Consider the following 15612-nt stretch of genomic DNA (forward strand, 5'->3'; position numbering starts at 1 on the left):
GCCGTTTACGGCTTCCAGGCCCCGGCGATCTGGCGGGTGGCGATGTTCAGCCGGTTCCAGACATTGATGTTGGCGATGGCGATGACGAGTGCCGCAAGGCTCCTGCCGTCATAATGCCGGGTCGCTTCGTCCCAAATATCATCAGGCACCGGATCGGCGCGGTCGCTGACACGGGTGACTGCCTCGGTCAGCGCAAGGGCTGCGCGTTCGGCGTCGCTGAAATAGGGCGAGTCGCGCCAGGCGCCGATGGCGAATAGCCTTTCGTCGGTTTCGCCGAGCTTCTTTGCAATACGAGGATGACCGTCGACACAGACGCTGCAGCCGTTGATCTGGCTGGCGCGCAGGTTGACGAGTTCGAGCAGCTTCGGCGAAAGGCCGGTTTCGACCGGCACCTTGCTGAGCGCATTGAGCGCCTGCATGGCCGCGGGAAGGACGAGGGCGGGGTTTCCCATTCTCTCCTGCATGGTATGTCTCCTTGATGCGTTTACTGTTGTTCGACGATCCGCCGGCGCTGTCACATCGGCCGGGTTTCATTCGTCATGGCTTTGACGGAACGCAGCGGAGGAATGTGACAAATGGACGAGAAAAAATGGCTGGCCGATGAGTTCGAGGCGAACAGAGCGCATCTGAGGGCCGCAGCCTATCGCATGCTCGGCTCACGCAGCGAGGCTGATGATGCCGTTCAGGAGGCCTGGCTGCGGCTCAGCCGCACGGATACGACAGGGGTCGGCAATCTCGGCGGCTGGCTGACGACGGTGGTGGCGCGCATCTGCCTCGACATGCTGCGCGCCCGCAAGACCCGGCGCGAGGAACCGCTGGAGGTGCCCGTCCATGGCGGGATCGCCGATCCTACGGAGGATCCCGAGCGCGAAGCCGCCTTTGCCGATTCGGTCGGTCTGGCACTGCTCGTCGTGCTGCAGACGCTGGCGCCCGCCGAACGCGTCGCCTTCGTGCTGCACGACATGTTCGACCTGCCCTTCGACGAGATCGCGCCGATCATCGGCCGCTCGTCCGCGGCCGCCCGCCAGCTCGCGAGCCGCGCCCGCCGCCGGGTGCAGGGTTTGGACGAGGCACCTGATGTCGATCTCGGCCGCAAGCGGACGATCGCCGAGGCCTTTCTGACGGCGTCGCGCAACGGCGATCTGGAGGCGTTAATCGCGGTGCTTGCCCCTGACGTCGTCTTCCGGCCCGATGCGACGGCGGCCCGCTTCGGCACCATTGGCGAAATGCGCGGCGCAGCTCACGTGGCCGAAGCCTTCAAGGGTCGGGCGCAGGCGGCGGAAATCGCCGTCGTCGACGGTGAGCTCGGATTCGTCGTCGAGATCGGGGGCCAGCTCCGCGTGGTGGTGGCGCTGACGATCGCCGATGGCAGGATCGCCGCGATCGACGCCATCGCCGATCCGGATCACCTGGAACGGCTTGACTATTCGATCCTTCGAGATTGAAAACAAACGCGAATTTATCGGATCTTCGAAACGGGCGCGCTTCGGAAGGAGCGCACCGCTTACGTTCCTCAGTGGTGACGGCCACGTCATTTTTCTTGACAGCGGCGTCCTCAGCTTTATTCTATTATAAAGACTTATATAGCATAATTATGGAATTATGGCGATGCGGTGCCCTGAGGCGCCATCTCTAGCTTCCTCATTACTCTTCCAGAGCAACCCGCAGACGGATGACCGAGGAGCGATCCCGGTCCGAGACTTCGAAAGGAATGCATGTCATGCCCGGCGACCAGGCGAAGAAGCCGCTTCTCCTCACCAATGTCAAACCGATCGCTTTCGGTGCGGGCACATCCGAGGGGACAATCGACATTCTCGTCAATGCCGGCGGCAGGATCGCCGAGATCGGTCCGTCGCTTTCAGTTTCGCAAGATGTGACGCGCATCGACGGCAAGGGCGCCTTCATTTCGCCGGGCTGGGTCGACCTGCACGTGCATATCTGGCACGGCGGCACTGATATTTCCATCCGTCCCTCCGAATGCGGCGTCGAGCGCGGCGTCACCACGCTGGTCGACGCCGGTTCGGCCGGTGAGGCGAATTTTCATGGCTTCCGCGAATATATCATCGAGCCCTCGCGCGAGCGCATCAAGGCCTTCCTCAATCTCGGCTCGATCGGTCTTGTGGCCTGCAACCGCGTCGCGGAATTGCGGGATATCCGCGATATCGATCTCGACCGCATCCTCGAAGTTTATGCCGAAAACAGCGAGCACATCGTCGGCATCAAGGTGCGCGCCAGCCATGTCATCACCGGGTCCTGGGGCGTCACGCCGGTCAAGCTTGGCAAGAAGATCGCCAAGATTTTGAAAGTGCCGATGATGGTGCATGTCGGCGAGCCGCCGGCGCTTTATGACGAAGTGCTCGAGATCCTCGGCCCCGGCGACGTCGTCACCCACTGCTTCAACGGCAAGGCCGGGTCGAGCATCATGGAAGACGAGGACCTCTTCAATCTCGCCGAGCGCTGCGCCTCCGAGGGCATCCGTCTCGACATCGGCCATGGCGGCGCCTCCTTCTCCTTCAAGGTCGCCGAGGCGGCGATTGCGCGCGGGCTTCTGCCGTTCTCGATCTCGACCGACCTGCACGGCCATTCGATGAACTTCCCGGTCTGGGACCTGGCGACGACGATGTCGAAGCTGCTCAGCGTCGGCATGCCTTTCGACAAGGTGGTGGAAGCCGTCACCCATGCGCCGGCATCCGTCATCAAGCTGTCGATGGAGAACCGGCTTTCGGTCGGCTCGCAAGCGGAATTCACCGTTTTCGATCTGGTCGATTCCGATCTCGAGGCGACGGATTCCAACGGCGACGTCTCGGTCCTCACCAAGCTGTTCGAGCCGCGCTATGCCGTGATGGGCGCCGATGCCTTTGCCGCCAGCCGCTATGTGCCGCGGGCGCGCAAGCTGGTGCGCCACAGCCACGGCTATTCCTACAGGTAGGATCCGCTGAAAAGCGCAATGCTCAGCGGTTGCGCCAGCCCATCAGCTTTTCGATCCGTTCCGCTGAACTACGCACATGGGCCGTATAGTGGTTCTCGTCGGAAAAGGCCTTCTGTTCCGGCAGCACGATGGAAATGGTGGCGACGCACTGGCCATCGCGATCGCAGATCGGCGAGGCGATGCAGGCAACCGCATAATCGGATTCCCCCGCCTGGATCGACAAGCGCGACTCGAAGGCTTTGCCGGCGGCTTCCGACAGCGTACCCGGATCGATCTCGGCGCGGCCGGTCGGTGAAGAGCGGGCGCAGCGCTTGAACAGTTCGATGCGCTCCTGCTCGGGCAGGTGGCCGACGAGCAGGCGGCCGGAGGCCGTCCAGTTGAGCGGCACCCGGGTGCCAACGCGGGACGCGACCTGGAAGTGGCTCGGGCCGTCGGCCATGGCGAGCACCAGCATATAGTCGCCGTCGCGACCGCAGACCTGCACGGTTTCGCCGGCCTGGCGGCAGAGATCGTGCATTTCGTGGGTGGCGATGCTCATGAAATCCAATGACCGTGCGTAGGCAAGGCCGTAGTGGTAGAGCCGCGCGCCGAGCCAGATCGAGCCGTCCGTCTGCCGCGTCAGCATGTTCTTCTCGACGAGATCGTCGACGATGACGTAAACGGTCGAAAGCGGCGCCTTCACAGCCTTGGCGATCGCATAGACGCCGGCGGGCGATCCGGTCTCATAAAGATGATCGATCACCTGAAGCGCCCGGTCGATGCCGCTGACACGCGCGCGGCGTGCCCCCTTGCCATGGGCCTCGCTGGCAACGCCCTCATCTTCGGAGTAAACTGCGGATGATGTTTTTCCGTCCAATTCCACGCACCTCATGAAAACTGCGATCATGTTACATTACTATGGCATAGCGGTCGCTATGGCAAATCGCAACATTTTGCAGGTTGATCGTATGGGAGGCTGAGTGATACCCACGATATCGTCCACTTCATAACAGCCGATAATGCGCACCTACGATGCTGCAAGCTTTTGCCAGCCCCTTGTCCAGCGAGACGAGCGTGGCGTCGTTGCCGATCGCGACAGCGAGATGCAGAGCATCACCGGCGCGAAGACCGATATTAAATTGATCGGTCATTCGTGCCGCTTCGATGAAGTGCGACCGCGATATGGGCAGGAGCTCGAAGGACGTCGAACATAGCTCCTTGAACAGCGCCAAAGCCTTGCTGCGATCGTCCGGATCGAGTTGTCCGTTTCTCGCCTTAAGCGCGATGGCGCTCGAAAATTCGGTGATCGTCCAGCCGCTGACCGCGATCTCCTCGAATTGACGCGCTGCCAGCCATTGCTGCACGTCGTCCGTGCGGGTTTCGATCGTCCAGGCGGCGACGAGGACTGATGTGTCGATATAAAGCATCAGTAGCGATCATTGTCGCGCATGTCGCGGATGAAGGTCGCGGAATCGACCGGCTTGGCCGGCGGCTTCATCGAGGCGGTCAATGCCTTCAGCCGCGCGACATCGACCGGTTTTTTGCGCGTCTTGACGGGCACGAGTTGCGCCACCGGCTTGCCATGGCGCAAAATCTCGACGGTTTCGCCAGCTTCGACGCGATTGAGCAATTCGCTGAGATGGGCCTTGGCTTCCGCTAAATTAACACTCGCCATGACACCCTCTTGATGACCAATTTTCTAGTCATTTTAGTCCGAAAGCAAAACTGCCGCAAGACCGCTGGAACAACAAGTCTTAGCCTGAGTTTGCCCCCTGAACGCAGGAGGTCATGATGCCAAATTACCCGACACCCCCTTTTCCATCCCAGAAACAGCCGATGCCTGGTTTTACCACGCAGATGGACCCTATTCCCGATCACGGCGAGGAGAGTTATCGCGGCGCCGACAGGTTGAAAGGCAAGCGGGCGATCATCACCGGCGGCGATAGCGGCATCGGCCGCGCGGTGGCAATCGCTTACGCCAGGGAAGGTGCCGATCTGGTGATCTCCTATCTCGACGAGGATGAGGATGCCGATGAGACAAAACGGCTCGTCGAGCAGGCCGGACGCAAGGCTATCCTCGTCAGCGGCGACATCCAGGATCCGGCCCACTGCCGGCAGATCGTCGAGACGGCGGTCAAGGAACTTGGCGGTATCGACATTCTGGTCAACAACGCCGCGCATCAGGCAAGCTTCAAGAGCATTGACGAGATCAGCGACGAGGAATGGGAGCTGACCTTCAAGGTCAACATCCATTCGATGTTCTACCTGACCAAGGCAGCCGTCGCCCATATGAAACCCGGCAGCGCCATCATCAACACGGCCTCGATCAATTCGGACAGTCCAAACCCGACGCTGCTTGCCTATGCGACGACCAAGGGCGCGATCCAGAATTTCACCGCCGGCCTTGCCCAACTTCTGGCCGATAAAGGCATTCGCGCCAATGCGGTGGCGCCGGGGCCGATCTGGACGCCGCTCATCCCTTCGACACTGCCCGAAGAAAGCGTCAGCAATTTCGGCAAGCAGGTGCCGATGAAACGGCCCGGCCAGCCGGCCGAGCTGGCGACGGCTTATGTGATGCTGGCCGATCCCTTATCGAGCTACGTCTCCGGCACGACAATCGCGGTCACCGGCGGCAAGCCGATCCTCTAAAGCGGCAAGGGCCGCCGTCGGGTTATGACGGCAGCCCTTGACGGGGGCAGGGAGAGATCCCCAAGCTATTCAGGCGGCTTGTCAGCCGAAGCAGGGCATGGCCGGCAGATTGGCGCGGTTTGCGAGTGCTCCGATCATATTGCCCACCGAAGTCGAGCGCGGTTCGCGCTTGCGGGCGGCCGTCTCCAGGAGTTGCTTGAAATCTTCAAGCTTCACGCCGTCGGCGCGCAACACCATGGCAATCAGGGGGTCGCGAAGGGCTTCGGATATCGTCAGGTCATCTCTGGTCTTTGTCATGGTTGTCCTCCTTTCGTGGGCGGTCGCCCGTGTTCCACTTTCCGCTGCCATGCCCTCGGCATTGACTTTCGCGTTAGGTGGTGTTACCGGTAAGTAACAATGCATTTGTTACCGATCGGTCACATTGATGTCAAGGACTACGTCCGCAAAAAAATCAGAAACTTCGAATGAAATCTCCGCAGCCGTTCCCGAAGATCGCATCCCGCCGCGGGAGCGTATCGTCTCGACCGCCTCGGAGCTTTTCCGCGAGCGCGGCATCCGCGGCATCGGCGTCGACGCCATTGCCGACGCGGCTCTGACCAACAAGATGACGCTCTATCGGCATTTCGGCTCAAAGGACGAACTCGTCTGCGAAACGCTGCGCCGCGCCTCCGAAAAGGCGGGTACCATCTGGCGCGATCTGGATGCGGCCTATCCCGGCAATCCGCGCGCCCAGCTGGACGCCTGGGTGGAACTGCGGGCGCAGTGTCTGAACGGCGAGCCCGCCGGCTGCGATCTCGCCAATGCCGCCATCGAGCTGAAGGGCGAGGGCCATCCCGCCCACGAAATGATCGAGCGGCACAAGGCCGAACAGCGTGATCGCTTGGCCGCGCTCTGTTCGGCGGCCGGCGCGCGCGAACCCCAGCTTCTTGCCGATACGTTGACGCTGCTGCTCGAGGGTGCCCGCGTCAGCCGCCAGGCCATGGGCGCTGCCGGCTGCTGCGGTCATTTCGCCAAGGCCTGCCACGCGGCGATCGCTTCTTTCGCCTGACCGCCCTCTCTACAGCGCCGCGCGTCTTTTCAGGCGCGCAAAGGACGCTGGCACTTTCAATCGCTGAATTATCAGCGGGGGGAACCTTACCGCTTCCATGCCGTTTTCCCCTCACCGGAGCGATGTGGAGGCAGGGAGATGAACTACGTCTATCTCAAGCGCCTATATGACAAACGCGCCGAGCTCGAAGCCAAGCTGGAGCTTCATGATGCGCGCTATTGCTTCGGCGAGGAAGAGGTCGATGATGGCACCGACATCGATTTACGTCAGCGGTTGAGCGAGATCTCCGAGGAGATTGCTACGCTGGAGAGCAGGCCGGGCCGTTAATCCGCGCCAAGGATCTCTATCGTCCGCTCGTCGAATTTTCCCTGATAGAAATGCTCGATCGCCCGGTGGAAGGGCGAACCATGGTCGCTGATCGCGGCAAACAAGGTCATCGACGAGCGTAGCTTGAGGTCGTCGGGTGAGCCCAGAATTTCATGCGCCGAGCGGCCGCCGACGGACAGAATCGCCTCGACACAGCGCAGCAGCCGGCTTGAGAGAATGGGATCGGCGAGATAGGCGCCGGCTTCCTCGGCCGAGCGGATCGCATATTTTTCGGCCATCGCCGACGTGCCGAGGCCGGCGATTTGCGGGAAGATGAACCACATCCAATGGGAGGTCTTGCGCCCGGCCTTCAGCTCTGAGAGCGCCTGTTCATAGACGCCATTCTGAGCATCAATGAAGCGATCGAGATTATAATCGACATCACCGGCCATGGTTCTTTTCCCTTCCCGCTGTCAATGCAGCCTGGGCTCAAGGTCTCCATGCCCGGCGATCTACAGCGCCGTGCGTCTTTTGAGACGCACAAAGGACGCTGTAGCACTTAAAATTACCGCATAATTTTATCCTTAAATCGATTCCGATTTAAGGAATTATGCGGTGGCTTTCCTGTTAGCAGACCCTCTCAGCGTAGGGGCTGCTGTCGCGGCAATGGCCGTAGGCCGGATGCTGCGGCATGTTATCGCCGGCCGGGGCGGCAATGGCCGATGTCGTCATCGGGTCCGTATTGCCGGAAGAATATGCGGCAAAACCCGCAAAGCTCAAGAGAACCAGCGCTCCGACCACGACTATGCGTTCGAAGGCCGAAAGTTTCTGGGCGCGGACATGTTCCACATAATCGCGTTCGCCCAAACCGGCGGTTTCGTCCTCTTTTGCATGAAGGGTCACCATATCCTGGCGACGGCTTAAAGTTTCACAATCTGTCATTCTAATTACTCCTGCAACACATGCGGCGCCGGTCTCTCTAGAGCAAACTCTCACCCTCGTGCCGAACCGCTTCCGCATGCGTGCAGCATGTGTGTCTTCTGTCGTGGCAATTGAAGGGGCGATATTCAAACGCAGTGTTCAAAAAATCGTACCAATAAACGCAAAATATCGTGAAGCTCTGGTTCACCGGAATGATCCGGGGTAGTCCAGAGAGGAACATCTTTCTTCTGGATAGTCCCATGAGCAAATCCTTCGGCGCCATGTCGGTCGCGCAACTTTCGGTCCTCATTGAAGGTGGCGCGGCCGATCCGGTCGAGGTGGCCGAGGCGGTTTTCGATTCCATCGCGAACCATGCCGACAAGGCGGTTTTCACCACTCTGCTCGAAAGCCGGGGGATGGAGGAGGCGCGCGCTTCTTCGCGACGTCTGCGGGAAGGGCGCTCGCTTGGATTGCTGGACGGCATTCCGATCGCCTGGAAAGATCTTTTCGACATCGAAGGCTTGCCGACGACGGCGGGTTCCGTCGTTCTGGCAAAGGACATGCCGGCCAAGCGCGATGCGGCTGTTGTCGCTTTGCTCAAGCAGGCGGGCATGGTCGCCGTCGGGCGCACCAATATGAGCGAATTCGCCTTTTCCGGCCTCGGCATCAATCCGCATTACGGCACGCCGGTAAATCCGCGCGGCACCGATCTCCCACGGATTCCCGGCGGCTCGTCCTCGGGTGCCGGCGTCGTCGTCGCGGCCGGGTTGGTTCCGGTCGCCATGGGCACCGATACCGGCGGCTCGGTGCGTATTCCCGCCGCCTTCAACGGCATCGTCGGCTATAAGGCGACACGCGGCCGCCACGCGATGGCAGGCGTCTATCCGCTGGCAAAGAGCCTGGATTCGTTGGGGCCGCTCTGCCGCAGCGTCAGGGACGCGGTCTGGATCGATGCGGCGATGCGCGGATTGACGGCGCCCGCGGTCATTGAACGCCCGTTGCAAGGGCTGGAACTCATCGTGCCCGAAAACGTCGTCTTCGACGGCGCCGAACCCGGCGTCGTCGCCGCGTTCGAGGCCGCTTTGGAACGTCTTCAAAAGGCCGGCGCCCATGTTGCCCGCACCGTCATTCCCGCCTTTGACGAGATATTCGATCTGATGACGAGATATGGTCCGCTGGTCACGGCGGAGGCTTTCGCACTTCACCGCGAACGCTTGGCCGGACCGGACGCTGACAAGATGGATCATCGTGTCGTCATGCGTACCCGTCTCGGAAGCAAGACGACGCTGCCGGATTACCTGGCGATCCTCGAGGCGCGCCGCCGCCTGATCGCCGATGTCGAGCGCCTGGTCGGCGACCGGCTGCTCGCCTTTCCCACTGTTGCCCATGTCGCTCCACCGATCGGGCCGCTGGAGCAGGATGACGAGCTGTTCTTCGCGACGAACAACAAGACGTTGCGCAACACTGCGCTCGGCAATTTCCTCGACTGGTGCGGCGTTTCCATTCCCTGCGGCACCGGCGAGGCTGGCATGCCGGTCGGCCTGCTGCTTTCGGCCACCGCCCATCGCGATGAAGCGCTGCTGGGGATTGCTCTTGCCGCCGAGCCGGTCATCCGCGACGATTTTGCCTGAATTGGCAATTGAACCGGCCGGATTTAGTTGCCATTGATGGCATGAGGAGATCCCGGAGGAAAGCAAGTGCAGGTTTTGCAAAACGGACGTTTCGCGGTTTCGACATGGTCGCTGCATCGGCTGCTCGGCGCCGTTTATGCCTATAGCCCAGATCCTGACAAAAGTGCTGCGGCGAAAGAACCCTATGGCCCCGGCGCCGCGGCACTGATCGACGTGCCGGCGGCGCTCTCGGCGCGCGGCGTCAACCGGCTGGAGGTCTGTTCCTTCCATCTACCGAGCCTCGATGCCGCCTATATAAACGAATTGCGTGACGCAATGGCGGCCTCGAACGTGCTGTTCCAGACGCTGCTCGTCGAGGACGGTGATCCGAGCCATCCGGAGACGGCCGAACGCGATGTCAAATGGATGGCGGAGTGGATCGATATCGCCGCAGCCCTCGGGGCGCAGAGGATGCGCGTCATTGCCGGCAAGCAGAAGCCGACGGAGGAAAACCTTACCCGCGCCGCCCATCATCTGAACTGGCTGGCCGGAAAGGCGGAAGGCAGCGGCGTCCGCATCGTCGTCGAGAACTGGTTCGATCTGCTGCCGTCGCCGGTCGAAATGAACTGGCTGCTGGACCGGCTGGACGGCAAGGTCGGCCTCAACGGCGACCTCGGCAACTGGCCGGCGCCGGCCAAATATGAAGGCCTTGCCGACATCATGGGCCGGGCGGAAATCTGCCATGCCAAGGCCGATTACGGCGCTACCGGCCTCGATGCCGACGATTACCGCACGTGCCTGGAGATGTGCGAGAGGGCCGGTTACGCCGGTCCCTTCACGCTGATCTACGACTCGCCCTTCTTCCCGGATGAATGGGATGGCATCCTGCTGCAGAAGGCGTTCATCGAGGATTTCCTGCGCAAGGCGCCGGCGCGCAAGACGGCTTAAATCAGAAGTGCTTCTTGCTCATTCCTGGCGAGGGAACCTTTGGTTTTCCTCCAGCACGTTCAGATCCATGTGGTTGCGCATATAGCGCTCCGAGGCCTTCTGCAGCGGCTGAAAGTCCCAGGGATAATAGGCTCCATTGCGCAGCGCCGCGTAGACCACCCAGCGGCGCGCCTGGCTTTCGCGCACGGCGGCGTCGAAATCGGCAAGGTTCCAGCGCCGACGTGCCTGTTCGACAAGCCGTGCCAGGGTGTCGGCGTGCGCCGGCTTTCCTGCCAGATTGTCGAGCTCCCGGGGATCGGCCTCGAGATCGAACAGCATCGGCGGATCCTTGTCGCAGAGCGAGAGCTTATAGCGTCCGTCCCGGATGCAGACGAGCGGCGCTTCCGAACCCTCGGCGGCATATTCCATCGGCACCGGGCTGCGGCTGCCGGCGCCCACGGCAAGGGCCACGAGATCCTCGCCCTCGGTCCATGGTTTCAGCGAGGCGATATCGATCCCGGCAAGAGCAGCCAGCGTCGGCGTCACGTCGAGCGTGGAGACGGGCTGATCGATACGTCCCGGCTTCCAGCCGGGCACCGACATCATCAGCGGAACGCGGGCCGATCCTTCGAAGAAGTTCATCTTGAACCAGAGGCCGCGATCGCCGAGCATGTCGCCATGGTCGGACGCGAACAGGATGATCGTGTTTTCGGCCATGCGGGTCCGTTCCAGGACGCCGAGAATGTCGCCGATCTTCTCGTCGACATAGGAGATATTGGCGAAATAGCCGCGCCTTGCCCGCCTGATTTGCTCATCGCTGATGTCGAAAGCATCGTGATCGCAGGCTTTCATCAAACGCTGCGAGTGCGGGTCCTGCTGCTCGAAGGCAATCGGAGCAACCGTAGGGTCAAGTGCCGGGCAATCCTCATAGAGGTCCCAGAATTTGCGGCGCGCGACATAAGGGTCATGCGGATGGGTGAAGCTGACGGTCAGGCACCAGGGACGCTCGTCGTGTCCGCGCGAGAGATCGAACAGCTTGCGGGCGGCGTGATAAGCGACCTCGTCGTCATACTCCATCTGGTTGGTGATCTCGGCAATCCCGGCACCGGTGACTGAACCCAGATTGTGATACCACCAGTCTATGCGTTCGCCGGGTTTGCTATAGTCCGGCGTCCAGCCGAAATCGGCCGGGTAGATGTCGGTCGTCAGGCGCTCCTCGAAGCCATGCAACTGGTCGGGGCCGACGAAATGCATCTTGCCGGAAAGCGCCGTCTGATATCCGGCAGCGCGCAGATGATGCGCATAGGTCGGAATGTCAGAGGCGAATTCCGCCGCATTGTCATAGACGCGGGTTCGGCTCGGCAATTGTCCGGACATGAAGGAGGCCCGCGCCGGTGCGCAGAGCGGGCTTGCCGTATAGGCGTTGGTGAAACGCACGGAACGCTCGGCCAATGATTTCAGATGCGGGGCATGAAGAAAATCGGCCGGGCCATCGGGAAAGAAGGTCCCGTTCAACTGATCGACCATCAGAATGAGAATATTCGGGCGCGCCATCCGGTTTCTCCTATGCTATTTGAAGATTTTATTGAAACGCCTATTATCGTGGTTGTAAAGCTAGCTTTTTTCGATCGTTGCCTAAAGGAATTTTTATGTCAGACCGCCGGCCTGAGCTTGGGTGGATGCGCATCTTCGTCGAGGTCGCGAGACTCGGGAGTTTTTCGGCAGCTGCAACGCTTCTCGGGCTGACCCAGCCTGCCGTCAGCTATCAGATCCGCCGGCTGGAAGAGCAGTTCGGCGTCAACCTGCTGCGCCGCCAGCATCGCGGCGTGGCGCTGACCGCGGAAGGCGAGCGGCTTCTTGAAGTTGCCGCCAAGGCGGTCGGTGATATCGATGCACTCGCCCGTAGTTTCCATGCCGAGGCCCAAAGGCCGGTCGTCCGGCTCAGAACCGACTATGCCTTCTCATCGCTTTGGCTGATCCCGCGCATGGATGGCTTTCGTCTTCTTCATCCGGAAACGGATATACAGATCGTCGCAACGCAGAGATTTGCGGCCGATTTTCGTGACGAGGCCGATGTGGCGGTCGTTTTCGGCACGCGGGCGGAATTCGGCGCCATCGGGACGCTGCTGTTGCGGGAAAAGGTCGTGCCCGTCTGCACGCGGGAATTTCTCGATCGCAACGGCCCGTTCGGCGATCCGCGGCAGCTTGCCAAGGCGGTTCTGATCCATCTCGACACGCCGCTGCCATCACCCTGGTTCGACTGGCGCGGCTATTTGACCGAATTCTCCGTCCTCCGCGACATCAATGCCGGCCGCGGCGATATCAGCTTCAACACATACTCGCTGGTCGTTCAGGCGGCGTTGAGCGCCCAGGGCGTGGCGATCGGCTGGATGGGGCTCGTCGATACGCTGCTTTCCGCGGGCATGCTTGTCGAAGCTGGCCCGCCGCTGGAAGCGCAGGACCGCGGTTACTGGCTGGTGCCGCCGCGGTCTCCAAGCGCACACAGCGAAAGGCTCAGTGCCTGGCTGGTGAACGAGGCGGGGAAGGTCGGCTAGCTCGAGCCGCGTCGCATGGCGGAAGGGCTTTGACGGCGGTTATCCCGGATAACCATCGCCACATCCGCATGCTCACCAGACGCCTCGCAAGATATGGGTATAGTTGAAGCCTTTTCGAGTCCGACTCTTAGCCGATTTTTCTCGTCACAAAGAAACTCATCGCAACTTTTTCGTCACCATTTGGCATTGACGTGAACGGCGTTCGAAATTCCTTCCGTCCTAGTCCGTCCGTACGGATGTACTGGAGTTCCGCAAGGATTTCGAAGCCGCTCTCCTGCATCAGATTGATGTGATGGCTGCGCCACTTCCGATTTATCAGGTAGGGTCGTCGTCCACGCATCATCGTCCACGTGGGCGCGCTCAAAATCCAGTGCCCATTCCAGTCGCTTGACAGACCGTGAGATTGGAAGTCGATCAGGTGCGTCGCAAACCCTCCTGGCTTCAGCCACCGGGCAATAGCGATATAGGTATCAACGAGGTTGTCCACGTGCTCCATGACTGAATGCGTCATCAGCCAGTCAGCCACACCCGCCTGCAGTACGTTGAAATCGGTCCATGGTGCGACGAACTTTAATCGTTCGCTGCCATTCACGAGGTCCGCCTTCAGCGCGTCGATTGCCTCCCCACTGAGGCGCTGTTGCACGATCCCATCTATCCGATCCCAGGCGAAGTTTGTCGGTGACGGCGGAAAAAAGATGTCGCCCGATACGGTGTTATCCCAAAATGCGGCCCGCTCGCCGAAGAGTTCAATCAAACCGTTCAGCACTTCAAGATCGTGCTCGATGCTCCGGTGGTCTTGCAAATCCAGCCCGATGTACGTGTCGACGCCCGCAAGCAGTGCGGCAAGCCCAACGCCAAGCGAACTTCCGGGGCCGACCTCGACCAATACTTCAGGTCTTTTGCCGTTCAGCCAAGGCGCTAGGTGACCGTAGTGGCGAAAGAAAAGGTCATAACAGTGGCGCGCAGAAGCAGTGCCCCCTTCTACGTGCGTATTTCGCAGTTGCGGAAGGACAAAGGAACCCAGTCCCTTGGCTAGGGAGCGAAGTGCAATATGGGTCATGGCGCCACCTTTTTCATCCAAACTCCAGCACGGCAATGTCCGGCGTGCTCTACCCAGCAGAATTCGCGTGAAACATCATCAGAGACCAAAGAAAAGCCAAGCAATATGGTTCGGCCTTGGACTCGTTAGTTGGGATCGTACGCGACTCATAGTGATTGATATTTTCACGAATCTAAAGTCATTCATTGGGCGTACAGCAATAATCACTATGACCATGGCTGGGTTGCTGAAGCGCATGAGAGGCTGCCTCAAAAAGAATTGAGTGATTTCAGCGAGTTGTGATTCCTTCGGATTTGCGAGATTCGATGGAGTTCTTCCTCCCGTACTGGATCGTGGCTTGCTAGCGATCTATGCAACATGAGTAATAGAGAGGGCATTCGGTAAGTGGGCGGGTGTATCTCGTTCTCCTGGTCTGTATCGGGATTTCAAAAGCGCCACATGGATGCACCGCCGATCTGGGTGGCTAGCAGCAGCCTTGCGGCTCACCACGCCTCAACGCCGACTTTTGTGCCCAGGAGAAGCCTTGTCATGAACGACGCCGGTCGCCATTGTGGGATCGAATCGATAGGGAAGGCGGCTGAAGCATGTGGCGAACGATCGGATATGTTCTCGGAGTGCTTATGATCATCTTCGGACTGATCTGGATCGGCCAGGGAAGTGGCTATTTTCCCTATCCGTCGTCCAGCTTCATGATCAGGCAAACGATCTGGATCCTTTGGGGAGCCATCCTGGCGGGACTGGGAGTCGTGGTCATGATCGTCCTTTCGCGGCTACACCGGAGAGGATGAGGCCGTGAACCCTTCTGATCGAGCCAATGAACTGAGGAGAATGGCATGAGCGCAGCGGAAATCGACGGTTTCGCGGCACGGATCAGGAACCACCAGGGCGGCATGATCTCCGCCTGGGTGGGTATTCCGGACGCCACGCTCGCCAATCACCTGGCGCAGGAGGCCTTCGACACCATCGTGCTGGATATGCAGCACGGTATGTGGGACATGCCCTCGGCAGCGAATGCCGTCGCCCAGGTGCGGCTTGCCGGCAAGCCAGCGCTGGCGCGCATACCGGTCGGTGATTTCGCTTCCGCCTCGCGCCTGCTCGATGCCGGAGCCTCCGGCATCATCGCGCCGATGATCAATTCGGCTGAAGACGCGCAAGCCTTTGTCAAGACCACGAAATACCCGCCTCTTGGTGACCGCAGTTGGGGACCGTCGCTGGCACTCAACCATACCGGCCTGTCGGCCGATGATTATCTGAAAAACGCCAACGCGCTCACCGTCGCCATCGCCATGGTCGAGACCCGGGCAGCACTCGAGGCGATCGACGACATTCTCGGCGTTGCCGGCATCGATGGCATCTTCATCGGTCCCTCCGATCTTTCGATCGCCCTGTCGAACGGCGACCAGGTTGCGCCGAACGCCGCCGAGATCGACAGCGCCATGCAGCATGCGGTTTCGCGCTGCCGCGCCCACGGCAAATTCGCCTGCGCCTTCGCCGGGGACGGCGAGCGGGCCGGCGAGCTGCTGAAATTCGGCTTCGATCTGGTCATTGCCGGTGCCGAGACAGCGCAGCTGCGCTCCGGCGCTCGCCGCGCCATCAATGCCGCCCGGAGGATTGCTTCTGCTTGAACG

General features: G+C 60.7%; 19 protein-coding genes. 10 read left to right on the forward strand and 9 right to left on the reverse strand.

The features are described from left to right. Nucleotides 1-5: 5 nt before the first annotated feature. Nucleotides 6-464 (reverse strand): carboxymuconolactone decarboxylase family protein, encoded by a 459-nt coding sequence (locus tag ACD590_RS31635; RefSeq protein ID WP_105009482.1) that lies wholly within the window; start codon nt 462-464, stop codon nt 6-8. Nucleotides 465-575: 111 nt separating this feature from the next. On the opposite strand from ACD590_RS31635, the gene ACD590_RS31640 reads away from it, so the two are divergent. Both ACD590_RS31640 and ACD590_RS31645 read left to right on the forward strand, forming a co-directional pair. Then, on the forward strand, nt 576-1445 hold the full coding sequence (locus tag ACD590_RS31640; RefSeq protein ID WP_439004151.1) for a sigma-70 family RNA polymerase sigma factor: 870 nt from the start codon (nt 576-578) through the stop codon (nt 1443-1445). Nucleotides 1446-1720: 275 nt separating this feature from the next. After that, nucleotides 1721-2929, forward strand: coding sequence for an amidohydrolase/deacetylase family metallohydrolase (locus ACD590_RS31645; protein WP_193446898.1), 1209 nt, complete (start codon nt 1721-1723; stop codon nt 2927-2929). Between the two features lie 22 nt (nt 2930-2951). On the opposite strand, the gene ACD590_RS31650 is transcribed toward ACD590_RS31645, so the two are convergent. The 3 genes from ACD590_RS31650 to ACD590_RS31660 form a co-directional block, all read right to left on the reverse strand. Further along, entirely contained in the window at nt 2952-3800 is an 849-nt protein-coding gene (locus ACD590_RS31650; RefSeq protein ID WP_032980995.1) for an IclR family transcriptional regulator, read from the reverse strand. Nucleotides 3801-3912: 112 nt separating this feature from the next. Continuing rightward, on the reverse strand, nt 3913-4335 hold the full coding sequence (locus ACD590_RS31655) for a type II toxin-antitoxin system VapC family toxin (RefSeq protein WP_018246540.1): 423 nt from the start codon (nt 4333-4335) through the stop codon (nt 3913-3915). After that, the gene (locus ACD590_RS31660) at nt 4335-4583 is read right to left on the reverse strand and encodes a type II toxin-antitoxin system Phd/YefM family antitoxin (RefSeq protein WP_018246541.1); all 249 of its coding nucleotides are present in this window, start codon (nt 4581-4583) and stop codon (nt 4335-4337) included. Before ACD590_RS31660 ends, ACD590_RS31655 begins: the two co-directional genes overlap by 1 nt. Nucleotides 4584-4699: 116 nt before the next feature. Here ACD590_RS31660 and ACD590_RS31665 point away from each other — a divergent pair, with 116 nt between their 5' ends. Then, nucleotides 4700-5557, forward strand: coding sequence for an SDR family oxidoreductase (locus ACD590_RS31665; RefSeq protein WP_026188778.1), 858 nt, complete (start codon nt 4700-4702; stop codon nt 5555-5557). Nucleotides 5558-5638: 81 nt separating this feature from the next. Here the strand turns inward: ACD590_RS31665 and ACD590_RS31670 are convergent, their stop codons facing one another. Beyond that, nucleotides 5639-5854 (reverse strand): hypothetical protein, encoded by a 216-nt coding sequence (locus tag ACD590_RS31670; protein WP_018448558.1) that lies wholly within the window; start codon nt 5852-5854, stop codon nt 5639-5641. Nucleotides 5855-5981: 127 nt separating this feature from the next. Here ACD590_RS31670 and ACD590_RS31675 point away from each other — a divergent pair, with 127 nt between their 5' ends. Next, nucleotides 5982-6605 (forward strand): TetR/AcrR family transcriptional regulator, encoded by a 624-nt coding sequence (locus ACD590_RS31675; protein ID WP_018246544.1) that lies wholly within the window; start codon nt 5982-5984, stop codon nt 6603-6605. A 138-nt stretch (nt 6606-6743) separates the two neighbouring features. Continuing rightward, a complete protein-coding gene (locus ACD590_RS31680; protein ID WP_018246545.1) occupies nt 6744-6932 on the forward strand; it encodes a hypothetical protein in 189 nt (62 codons plus the stop codon). Here the strand turns inward: ACD590_RS31680 and ACD590_RS31685 are convergent. After that, the gene (locus ACD590_RS31685) at nt 6929-7363 is read right to left on the reverse strand and encodes a DUF1810 domain-containing protein (protein WP_018246546.1); all 435 of its coding nucleotides are present in this window, start codon (nt 7361-7363) and stop codon (nt 6929-6931) included. The genes ACD590_RS31680 and ACD590_RS31685 overlap by 4 nt on opposite strands. 175 nt (nt 7364-7538) lie before the next feature. After that, entirely contained in the window at nt 7539-7817 is a 279-nt protein-coding gene (locus ACD590_RS31690) for a hypothetical protein (RefSeq protein WP_047617906.1), read from the reverse strand. Nucleotides 7818-8092: 275 nt separating this feature from the next. Between ACD590_RS31690 and ACD590_RS31695 the strand changes: the two genes are divergently transcribed. Next, the gene (locus tag ACD590_RS31695) at nt 8093-9463 is read left to right on the forward strand and encodes an amidase (protein ID WP_247265938.1); all 1371 of its coding nucleotides are present in this window, start codon (nt 8093-8095) and stop codon (nt 9461-9463) included. 66 nt (nt 9464-9529) lie between these two features. After that, nucleotides 9530-10390 carry a sugar phosphate isomerase/epimerase family protein gene (locus ACD590_RS31700; protein WP_028732614.1) on the forward strand — a complete coding sequence of 287 codons (861 nt, stop codon included), beginning with the start codon at nt 9530-9532 and terminating at the stop codon, nt 10388-10390. Nucleotides 10391-10408: 18 nt separating this feature from the next. Here ACD590_RS31700 and betC read toward each other — a convergent pair whose 3' ends face one another. Next, nucleotides 10409-11923 (reverse strand): choline-sulfatase, encoded by a 1515-nt coding sequence (gene betC / locus ACD590_RS31705; protein WP_247265937.1) that lies wholly within the window; start codon nt 11921-11923, stop codon nt 10409-10411. A 95-nt stretch (nt 11924-12018) separates the two neighbouring features. Here betC and ACD590_RS31710 point away from each other — a divergent pair, with 95 nt between their 5' ends. Beyond that, complete coding sequence (locus ACD590_RS31710; protein WP_247265936.1) at nt 12019-12924, forward strand: choline sulfate utilization transcriptional regulator; 906 nt, start codon at nt 12019-12021, stop codon at nt 12922-12924. A 127-nt stretch (nt 12925-13051) separates the two neighbouring features. On the opposite strand, the gene ACD590_RS31715 is transcribed toward ACD590_RS31710, so the two are convergent. Beyond that, entirely contained in the window at nt 13052-13984 is a 933-nt protein-coding gene (locus ACD590_RS31715) for a hypothetical protein (RefSeq protein ID WP_047617913.1), read from the reverse strand. 584 nt (nt 13985-14568) lie between these two features. Here ACD590_RS31715 and ACD590_RS31720 point away from each other — a divergent pair. After that, nucleotides 14569-14772, forward strand: a complete 204-nt coding sequence (locus ACD590_RS31720) for a hypothetical protein (protein WP_025397500.1) — start codon at nt 14569-14571, stop codon at nt 14770-14772. A 45-nt stretch (nt 14773-14817) separates the two neighbouring features. Continuing rightward, entirely contained in the window at nt 14818-15609 is a 792-nt protein-coding gene (locus ACD590_RS31725) for an HpcH/HpaI aldolase family protein (RefSeq protein WP_247265935.1), read from the forward strand. Nucleotides 15610-15612: the final 3 nt, after the last annotated feature.

This window comes from Rhizobium sp. 862_C5_N1_2 (assembly GCF_051811205.1).
Lineage (GTDB): Bacteria > Pseudomonadota > Alphaproteobacteria > Rhizobiales > Rhizobiaceae > Rhizobium > Rhizobium leguminosarum.